The sequence below is a fragment of the Pseudovibrio sp. Ad5 genome, assembly GCF_001623095.1.
Lineage (GTDB): Bacteria > Pseudomonadota > Alphaproteobacteria > Rhizobiales > Stappiaceae > Pseudovibrio.
The window spans coordinates 150,027-159,994 of record NZ_LMCH01000003.1 but is presented as its reverse complement, the minus strand read 5'-3'; the positions used below and the strand labels follow the sequence as shown (position 1 = coordinate 159,994).

The following is a 9,968-nucleotide window of genomic DNA, read 5'->3' as shown; positions in this document are numbered from 1 at the left end:
AATGACGCTGACAATCTGCTTCTGCGTCAGGAATATTCTTCGGCTGCTTCCAGCTCTTCAAAAATGTAATCGAGTGTCTGCTCAATGGTGGGGCGCTCGAAAAAGATGCGCAGCGGCACCTCCATTCCCAACACATCATGCATTCGGGCAATAATGCGTGTGGCACGAAGAGAATGTCCGCCAATGTCGAAGAAGTTGTCGCGTATGCCGACACGCTCCAGCTGCAGCACCTCGGCCCAGATACGCGCAAGCTCTTCTTCCATTGGGGTTTCAGGAGGCACGTAACTGGTGATTGGCTGAACACTGCCGCTATCGGGCTTTGGAAGCTGGCTACGGTCTATTTTGCCGTTAGACGTCAAAGGCAAGGTATCCAGCTGCACATAAAGCCCCGGCACCATATACTCCGGCAATTGGCTGGCAAGGATGGTACGCAATGCAGCAGGATCTAGTTGGCCAACGCCTTTATCAGGGCATACATAGGCAACCAGCTGCGTGTCTTTGGCCTGATCCTCGTAGGCCACGACGACAGCATTGGACACGCCCTCACTCAGACGCAAGGCATGTTCGATCTCGCCGGGTTCAATCCGATAGCCACGCACTTTGATCTGGAAGTCATCTCGCCCCAAATACTCAATAGTGCCATCTTTCAGATAGCGCCCAACATCACCAGTCTTATAAAGGCGCTCTCCAGCTTTGAACGGGCTATCAATAAAACGTTCTGCTGTGAGTTCAGGGCGGTTCAGGTATCCGGTGGCAACACCTGGCCCAGCAACATAAAGATCCCCCGCCACACCGGGGGCGGCAAGTGCCAGATGCTGATTTAGAACATGCATAGTCATGCCCGCGATGGGGCGACCTATCGGAACAACTGGCGGATAATCTGCGTGATGTTCAACCTCTTGCGCTGTGCAATATATGCTTGCCTCAGTAGGTCCATAAAGGTTCTGCAGCCGTACGGCCCCCAATACTTCGAAACAGCGCTTTGCCAGATAGGAAGAAAAGGCCTCACCACCGCACAGCACAGACCGCAAGCTCGAGCAAGTGTCAGCCCCTTCACACGACAGGAAGAAGCCCAACAAAGAAGGGACAAACTGACAGACTGTGACCTGATACTCACCTATGAGTTCAACCAGATACGAACCTTCCAGTAAGCGGGAGCGGTCTGCCACAATTATGCTTGCACCACAGGTAAGGCTGGCGAATATCTCAACCACTGAGATGTCAAAGGTGAGAGAGGTGGACAAGAGAACTCTGTCTTGCTGGGTGATTTGACCTTGCTGCTGGAACCATGCAACGAGATTAGCGGGACCTTTGTGCGGTACCATCACGCCCTTGGGTTTGCCCGTGGTGCCAGAGGTGTAGATCACATAAGCTGTGTCTTCGCGGGAAACCGATGCATTCAAGTTGTCTTCGCCAAGCGCCTGCCAGCATGGATCAGGCTGATCCAGATTGATCAGCTTCTTAGAAACACCCGTCTCTGTCATTTGAGGCAGGGTGACATCATCACACAGAACCAGAGCCGGAGCGCTGTCTTCAATCAGATAAGTGATGCGCTCAAAGGGATAGGTTGCATCGATTGGGACATAGGCTGCGCCGGTTTTCAGGATGGCGAGGAGTGCGATAACGGCATCAGCGGATTTCTGCATACATACCGCAACACGGTCTTGATATCCAACGCCTTTGGAAACCAGGTATCTGGCAAGCTTGTTGGCCCTGCTGTTCACCTGAGCATAAGTGAGTTGGAGTTCATCATTGATCAAGGCAACCTGATCACCGCGTGCCGCAGCAGCGACTTCAAAGCCGCCATGGAGTGTGTTTGAACTCTCTGAAAACTCTGCTCCTTCTGCAAATTCAAGGAGCTTGGTCTCCAGATCCCGATCTAAACCAACAAGTTGATGTGTTGGCGTCGTTTCAGCTTCTGGATAGATTTTTGTGAGGTGTTGCAGGCCCTCCTGCATCATCCTCAAAAGCGCAGATGCATTGCAGCCATGTGGGGCCTGTGTCTGGACTTTGAATGTCCCTCCGAAGTCATCAATTGTCAGGTTGAACGGGTAACTGGTGCCATAATGGCCGGCGAGGTACGTGGCGCCTGGTAAGTCGCGATGAGAGGTGCCTTGAGACCCATCCGACAGAAGCTCGGCATGGCGAAAGTTGATCAACGAAGTGATGAGTGGTGTAGCACGGTCCACTCCACTGGCTTCAATCGCATCGGTTAGCGAGGAGAACTCGTGGTGCATCAGATCGACAAGTGTCTGGTGGACAGCACGAAGGGCACTCACCCAATCCCGGTCAGCAAGCTGGATGCGCAAGGGGAGGGTGTTGATGAAGGGCCCCAGTATCCGCTCAGCATTTTCGAGCCCCTGCAATCGACCAAGGAGAACTGTGGCAAAGCAAATATCTTCCTGCCCAGAACACCTTGCCATGACCAGAGCCCAGACGAAATGAAACACTGAAGCTGTACTCACCCCTAATCGGCTGGCAAGTTCTCTGATGTCTGCAGTCAGCGCGCTGTCGGTACTGCTGCTATCAGTATCCAGATCCGCACCATGAACATGCTCACCTGAAAGACCGAAGGGTGCCGTGGCGCTTTCAAACCCAGTGAACAGGTCACGAAAGAAGTTGTGTGTGTCCTCCTTGCGGCTTTGACCCTGTTGGAACGCAACATATTTTCCAAATTGAACAGGGGAAGGCAACGTCTCACCTTGCCCCATCATGAATGCTTTGACCTCAGCATTCAGCTGCTTGAGCGATGTGTTGTCGTCGATAATGTGGTGGAACAGTTTGAGAGCCAGCCAGCGTTTGTTGTCAGCATCATAGCAATAATGAACGCGAAGAAGGGAAGGCTCGCGAAGATCAACTTTTGTTACTCGTGGATCAAACAAGGCCTGAAGCTTTGCAACTGCATCTCCAGCCCCTTCGAGGCTATCAGTCTCCAACTCGCAGGTTTTCAGCTCAACAGTCTTGAGAACAACCTGAAGTGGCTTTTCCAGCCCTTCGGACACAAACACTGTGCGCAAAATGTCGTGGCGATCCATGGCCTTCTGCAGGGCAACAAGATAGCTCTGCAATGCTTCAGCGGTCTCAAATGCCATCAGGCCCCAGAGCAGATATGGGTCCCCTTGTTCTGAAAGCCGATGATGGAAGTAAATACCTTCCTGTAATGGTGTCAGAGGGTAAATGTCTTTTACATTTTGGATGCCACCGGGCACCGAGCCTGCAACATGCTCGATCTGCATTTGCGAAAGGCCGGAGATAGACATTGGGCTTTGGTTGGTGCCGGTTTTTCCAGCAGTTGCGCTCTGTTGAACGCTGGATTGAATGTGTTGCGCAAGATCCTTGAGCACTGGCCTGCGTAGCAAATCCACCGCTGCCAGATGGAAGCCTTTTGCATGCAGAGAGGCCTGCACTCTTGCAGCTAAGAGTGAGTGACCACCAAGCTCGAAAAAGTTGTCAAAGCGGCCAACCTGTTTGACCTTTAAGATATCCGCCCAAACCTGAGCTAACAGCGTTTCGCGGTCCCCGTCTGGACCTACGAAGGTTTTGCTTTTGGTCTGTGTAACGTTGTATCTTTCAAGCGCTTTGTGGTCCAGTTTGCCGTTCTGGGTCAGCGGTAGCGCTTCTAACTCCACGAATACTGAGGGCACCATGTAGTTTGGCAGAAGATTAGCTGCAAAAGAATGTAGCGCGCTGGAGTCCAAGCCTGTTCTTTGTGCCACGGGCACATAGTAGGCGACCAGCAGGGCATCGCTTGTGGCTTCATTTCTGCAGGTGATTACAACGTGCTGAAGCTCATCGTGGGTGGCGAGAGCGGCTTCGACTTCGCCCAGTTCGATGCGGTATCCGCGCACTTTCACCTGACTGTCGTTGCGGCCCAGATACAACAAGGTGCCGTCAGTTGCATACCTAGCCAGATCCCCTGTTCTATACAGGCGATCACCGAGTAGAAACGGATTCTCAATGAACCGCTCCGCGTTTAAGGCAGGACGGTTAAGGTAGCCTCGTGCAACGCCAGCTCCACCGACATATAACTCTCCGGCTGCACCGAAGGGCACAGGCATGAGGTTATCATCCAATACATGAAGGCTCAGGTCATCCAGTTGGCGACCAATTGGGCTGCCTTCTGAATAGCGATGAATGTTCTCAGCCGTGAGCTCTTTGTAGGAAACATGTACGGTGGTTTCCGTGATCCCGTACATGTTCACCATCTGACAGCCCGCATTACCAGGATTATCAAACCAGTTTTTGAGCATCGGCGTTGCAAGGGCTTCACCTCCAAACACCACTGAGCGCAATGCATGTGGCGTGACAGCTTCGGCCTGTGCCGTCATGAAAGCACGAAAGGCGGAAGGTGTTTGACTGAGAATTGTTACCCCTTGGTTACAGCACAAAGCGTAGAACTGAGCGAGATCACGGCGCACATCCTCTGGCACAATTGCAACAGAGCCACCCGTAGAAAGAGCCCCCCATATCTCCCAAACTGAAAAGTCAAATGCGTAGGAATGGAAGAAGGACCAGACATCAGAAGATGTGAAGTTGAACAGTGGCTGGCAGGTGTCAATCAATCGGGCAATGTGCCGATGTTCAATTTGAACGCCTTTGGGTTGCCCGGTAGATCCTGAAGTGTAGATGACATAGGCAAGATCCTCAGCGCAGACAGGCTTCAGCGTAGGACCCATCGGCACTGAGTGGTCTGTGGTTTCTGCAAGATCTTCAAAAACATAGAGATTTTGATTGTCTGGCAAACTTGCAAGAGATTGGTGCGTTGCACGGCAGCATAAGATCAAATCTGGCGCACTGTCCTGGAGAATAAAGGCCTTCCGCGCTTCTGGCAGTGCGGGATCGATTGGAAGATATGCTCCACCAGCTTTCCAGATTGCCAGCAGTGCCACGATCAAATCGGCGTTTCGTTCCATACAAACGCCGACCAGCTTCTCTTTACCTACACCATGAACACGTAGCTTCATGGCCAAGCATGACGCTTGCTTTTCTAACTCGCCGTAGGAAAGGGATGTTTCATCCTGAAGGATCGCGGTGTGCTGAGGCTGGGATTTTGCGAGCTGTTCCAGTCTATGAACGACCGGACTTGGTGCACTGGTCTTGGTCGGTTGGGTAGGCGCGCTGAGCGAGAGCAGATGATTTCGTTCTTCTTCGCAAACTGCGCTGAAACTGGCAACTGACAGGCTCGGCTCAGATAAACACTGCTCCAGCAATGCGAAGAAATTTTCCTGCATGCGTTCTATGGTTTGAGGCTGAAAGAGGTCTGTCGCATAGTTCCACAAAAGAGTCAGCGCCGGGATATCAGAGCTGTCAGAGGAACGGGGTAGAATGACCACCTCAATATCAAATTTGGCAGAGTTGTTGCTGTAGGCTTCGTACAGCGAGACGTTCAGATCATCTCGCGCAAGCTCTGGTACCTTTGAGTTGTGGTAACTAAAACCAACTTGGAAAATGGGGTTTCTGGAAAGGTCCCGTTCAGGCTGCAGCGCTCGGACAACTCGTTCAAACGGCACTTCTTCATTGTCATAAGCGTTGGAGAGTGTGCTTCGCAGTCGGTTCAGATACTCCGAAAAACTTGGGTTGTTAGTCAGATCAGAGCGAATAACGACACTGTTCACAAACATGCCCAGCATATGTTCTGAAAAGCTGGTTTTCCGGTTTGCGACGGCGCTGCCTGTGAGTAGATCTTTTTGACCTGTGTAGCGGGAGAGTAGAAGATGGAAGACACCGAGAAGCACAGTATAATCTGTGTGACCACTGGCCTTGCAGTAGGCTTCCAGTTCTTGAAGCAGCGTCCCTGCTAGTTCCAAACGGGACTGTTTGCCTTTGAACGACATCGTTTCAGGGCGTGAGGCATCTGTTGGGAGAGCGAGAGTAAAGTTGGCGCCTGAGAGCTGTTCTTTCCAATAGATCAGCTGTTTTTCATAGGTTTTTTCTGCATCTTTACTCTGCTGCCATCCAACATAATGCCGGTACTGGGCAGGGACAGGCGCGAGATTGGGCAATGCTCCATCTGCGAAAGACTCATAAGCCTCCAGAAACTCTGAAAGAAAGATATTCGCGCTCCAACCGTCATGAACAAGGTGATGTTCAATGTGCAAGAGAGCGGAGGAGCCATCATCAAGCTTGAACAAGACCCAACGAGCCAACGGCAAGCGGCTGGTGTCAAAGGGTTTTGAGACCTCACGATCAACAGCCCGCCAGAGCTCTGGACTATCCATTGAGGTCTTCAGGTCCACTCGGTCCAATTGGGCCGGCACAGGTTGATGAACTTTCTGACAGGTCGTACCAGAAGTATCTTCGTGAAACGTGGTGCGAAAAATCTCATGACGCTCGACAAGCAGGTCCAATGCTGACTGTAACGCGGATGCATCTACTTTGCCCTGCATCCGGATCAGGCATTGAGCGTTGTATGCAAGAGAGCCCGGCGTTAGTTTTTCCAGTAACCACACTCCGTTTTGTTGATGAGAAACGGGGAAGGTGGTTCTTTCCAGATCATAATCAGTCAAAGACCTCTCGGATCTGTCTGGTTCTTCTGAAGTTTGGATTTTTGCCGCGAGTTCGCTGAGTTTCTTTCCGGTAAATACGTCTTCTAGTGAGAGGACTGGACCAAACCGTTCACGGCACCGCGTGAGAAACTGAACAGCATCAAGGGAAGAGCCTCCCAGAGTTTGAAGTGTGTCATTACAAAAGACCGTTTCGAAGTGGAGCAAATCTTTCCAAAAACCAGCGAGGATCTGCTGCGTTTCTGTGTTTGGAAGCTCATTTGACTGCGCGCCGCGGGCATATCTGTCAGGAGCTGGAAGCGCTTTTCGATCTATCTTGCCATTTACATTTAGAGGGAACTCATCGAGGTGAATAAACGCGCTCGGTACCATATAGTTTGGCAAGAAGGCGGAGAGGTTCGTTTTAAACTCGTCTACCCCAGGGACAAAAGCACCATCTCGCGAAGTGAAATAAGCGAGGATTTCCGGGTCCTTTGAGTAAGCTGTTGTCGCGGTAACATGAGCGTGCTCTATGCACTCAAGCTTAGAAAAACACTTCTCAACTTCCTGCAATTCAACACGATAGCCACGCACCTTGACCTGCTCATCCAGACGACCGAGGAACTCCAGCGTTCCATCTGCAAGTCGTCGCGCGCGGTCTCCTGTGTTATAGAGCCGACCAGTTGCAATGCCGGGGACGGAACGGAATACTTTCGCAGTAAGATCTGGCTGGTTCTTGTATCCACGGGCTAACCCGATACCGCCCAACCACAGGGTGCCGACCCCACCATCTTTCACTTGTTTCAGATCATCATCGAGAACATGGACATCAACGTTTGAGATCGGCTTGCCTATCGGAACCGTATCCGAACTACCAGTCTCACCGCTGCTCTTGTAAAGTGTTGCGCATACAGTGTTTTCAGTCGGACCGTATGCATTTATCAGGTTAACGTGCCCGGACCAGCGTTCCACGAGTGACCACGGCATTGCCTCGCCCGCGACCACCACTGTCTTTAAGCTCGAGTAATCCAACGGGTCCATGCGACTGGCAAGAGAAGGAGGCACTGTTAGATGAGAAATACTTCTGTCTTTAACAATGTGCTTCAATGCATCTCCGGCTAACAGCGTGCCGTCGGGTGCAAAATGAAGCTGAGCTCCACAGCACAAACTCACCAGAAGTTCAGATATTGAAGCATCAAAACCTAAAGATGCGAATTGAAGGACGCGAGAGCTCTCATCCAAACCAAAACAGCGCGCTTGCTCCAAGGCTAGATTTAGCAGACCACGATGCTCAATCATGACACCCTTGGGCTGTCCCGTAGAGCCTGAAGTGTAGATGATGTAAGCAAGCTGATCTGGTTTAACCGATTGGCTTGTGCTGCTAGTGAAGGGAGTTGGATCCAGCTTAGAATAATTAATGATCTGCAATGAGTTCGGTATCTCGGCAGATAACTCCTTCACAAGAGACGCTGTTTCGTCAGTGCACACAACGACACTGGCCTTGCTGTCCTTAAGCATGAACTCAAGCCGTTTGCGTGGGAGAGTATTGTCCAGCGGGACATAAACTCCTCCAGCTTTATGAATGGCAAGCAACGCTATTATGGCTTCTGGAGTGCGAGGCATACACACTGCAACAGTAACTTCGGGCCCAACCGCGTTGGATTGCAGAACGCTTGCAAGTTGGGCTGTTGCGCCAAGCATTTCGCGGTAACTGATAGTCTTTCCATCCCCCACTAAGGCTGGATTTGAAGCATTTTTCGTCGCAACTTGTTCTATGTGCGACACGACATTGGCTAGGTCACCTGGGTTCATCGTAACCTGGTTGCGAGGAATGGTTTCTTCCATGAAACAACTATCATTGATTGTGTAATTGAATAAAAATTTATATTACTGAGAGTTATTTGTACTTACTCTCAGTCCACACGTCCGTTTAGGTCGGATTCAGGGAAGTAAAGGTGAATTTTATTCATTGAGGCCTCGGGTATTAAATTTTTAATTGCTCAAACTTTCTTTCTAATATATCACAAAGTCAAGTTATAATTCGAATCTGAAGGCATCTTGTTAGCGTGCTGGGGAAACAAATGAACCACTCATATTTGAGGGAGAGCATCTCATTATTGTTATGATCGACAAGCTAGGGGGCTGGTCGAGTAATAATTGTGAAGTTTTCTATTACAACTAATTCGCTGCGCAATTTCCGCGCCGAACGTCTTCATTAACGAGCAGGTTTTATGTTCATGCCCGTACCAAGTCACCGGCAATCATTTCTGCGTCAGTTCTGGGTACTTCCGAGACCAGCAAAAACTATCCTGGTTGGCACCTTTTGCGCACGCTTTGCATCGTTCATGATCTGGCCTTTCTTCGCGGTACTCATGGCACGAAACTTCGGAACCTCTATTGCCGAACTTGGGGTGGTTTTTTCGCTGTCGGCGTTTGCTGCGCTTATTGCTTCGCCTGTAAGTGGGATTATAGCGGACAAGTTGAATCGTCGCGCGATCATGCTGATCAGTGCTTTAAGCATCTTAGGGCTCTATTGCGTTCTGGCGTTTGGCAGGGACGAGCAGATCTATTTTGTGGTCATCGTGGGCATGTCCGTTGCCAATGGTGCACTCGAGCCGCTTTTACGATCTGCATTGGGGGATTGCGCAACGAAGGATGAAGACCGACCACTGCTGTTTCACATACGTTACTATCTGGTCAATATAGCAGGTGCGTTAGGGCCTTTGTGCGGGCTATGGTTTGCAAACCAAAACTCAAACTTCGCTTTTCTGGCAGGTGCGGTGGCGTACGCTGTTCTCGTGCTCTGCATAATGAAAAGTGTCGCGCCAAGCGTTATTGTCTCAGACAGGGAGGAAATGCCGGTTTCGACACTGTTAAAAACAGCCGTAGTGGATCGTCTTTTTCTGACACTGTTTATCTCAAATTTCTTCCTGGTCATCCTGTACGCACAAATAGATGAGCCCCTCACATTTTTCCTGATGTCTCTCGAAACGCCTGACATCAATGGGATTATTGCCTCGATCAACGTTACCAACACGAGCGTCGTTTTGATCGTCCATCTGTTCTTGATGAAGTGGCTGGTTGAGCTTGAAGAACACAAGGCCATTCTGGCTGCTTTCTTTTTCCTGATGCTTGGTCTGCTGGTGATTGCTTCCAATCGCTCTGAAATAAGGGAGCTGTGGCTTGTTGCGATAGCACTTGCGACATTGGCGGAAATTATCGCCATGCCTTTGTTTGCCACAGTGGTGGATCGCACCGCTCCTGTGCGTCTCAGGAACAGCTATATGGGCCTTTATATGCTTTCCAATGCGGGCGCTGCTGCGGTGCCATTTGCTGCAGCAATGGTGATTGAACACATCGGCGGAGGGCCATTGTTCCTCACATCTGCGATAATGTGCGTACCGGTTGCTTACCTGGGTTTCCGGCTGCTCAGTGCAACCAGACAAAGAGAAGAAATTGCGGAGCAGGCCAGCTGAACCGCTGACC

General features: G+C 50.7%; 2 protein-coding genes. One reads left to right on the top strand and one right to left on the bottom strand.

All coding sequences use genetic code 11. The annotated features are described in order from the left end of the window. Window positions 1-26: 26 nt before the first annotated feature. A complete protein-coding gene (locus PsAD5_RS02060; protein WP_063290890.1) occupies window positions 27-8,327 on the bottom strand; it encodes a non-ribosomal peptide synthetase in 8,301 nt (2,766 codons plus the stop codon). A 386-nt stretch (window positions 8,328-8,713) separates the two neighbouring features. Between PsAD5_RS02060 and PsAD5_RS02055 the strand changes: the two genes are divergently transcribed. Continuing rightward, window positions 8,714-9,958, top strand: a complete 1,245-nt coding sequence (locus tag PsAD5_RS02055) for an MFS transporter (RefSeq protein ID WP_063290889.1) — start codon at window positions 8,714-8,716, stop codon at window positions 9,956-9,958. The last annotated feature ends 10 nt before the right edge of the window (window positions 9,959-9,968 follow it).

Coding starts and splice junctions, on each gene's coding strand:
- PsAD5_RS02060 (WP_063290890.1), bottom strand. CDS start 8,327: ATGGAAGAAACCATTCCTCGCAACCAGGTTACGATGAACCCAGGTGAC.
- PsAD5_RS02055 (WP_063290889.1), top strand. CDS start 8,714: ATGTTCATGCCCGTACCAAGTCACCGGCAATCATTTCTGCGTCAGTTC.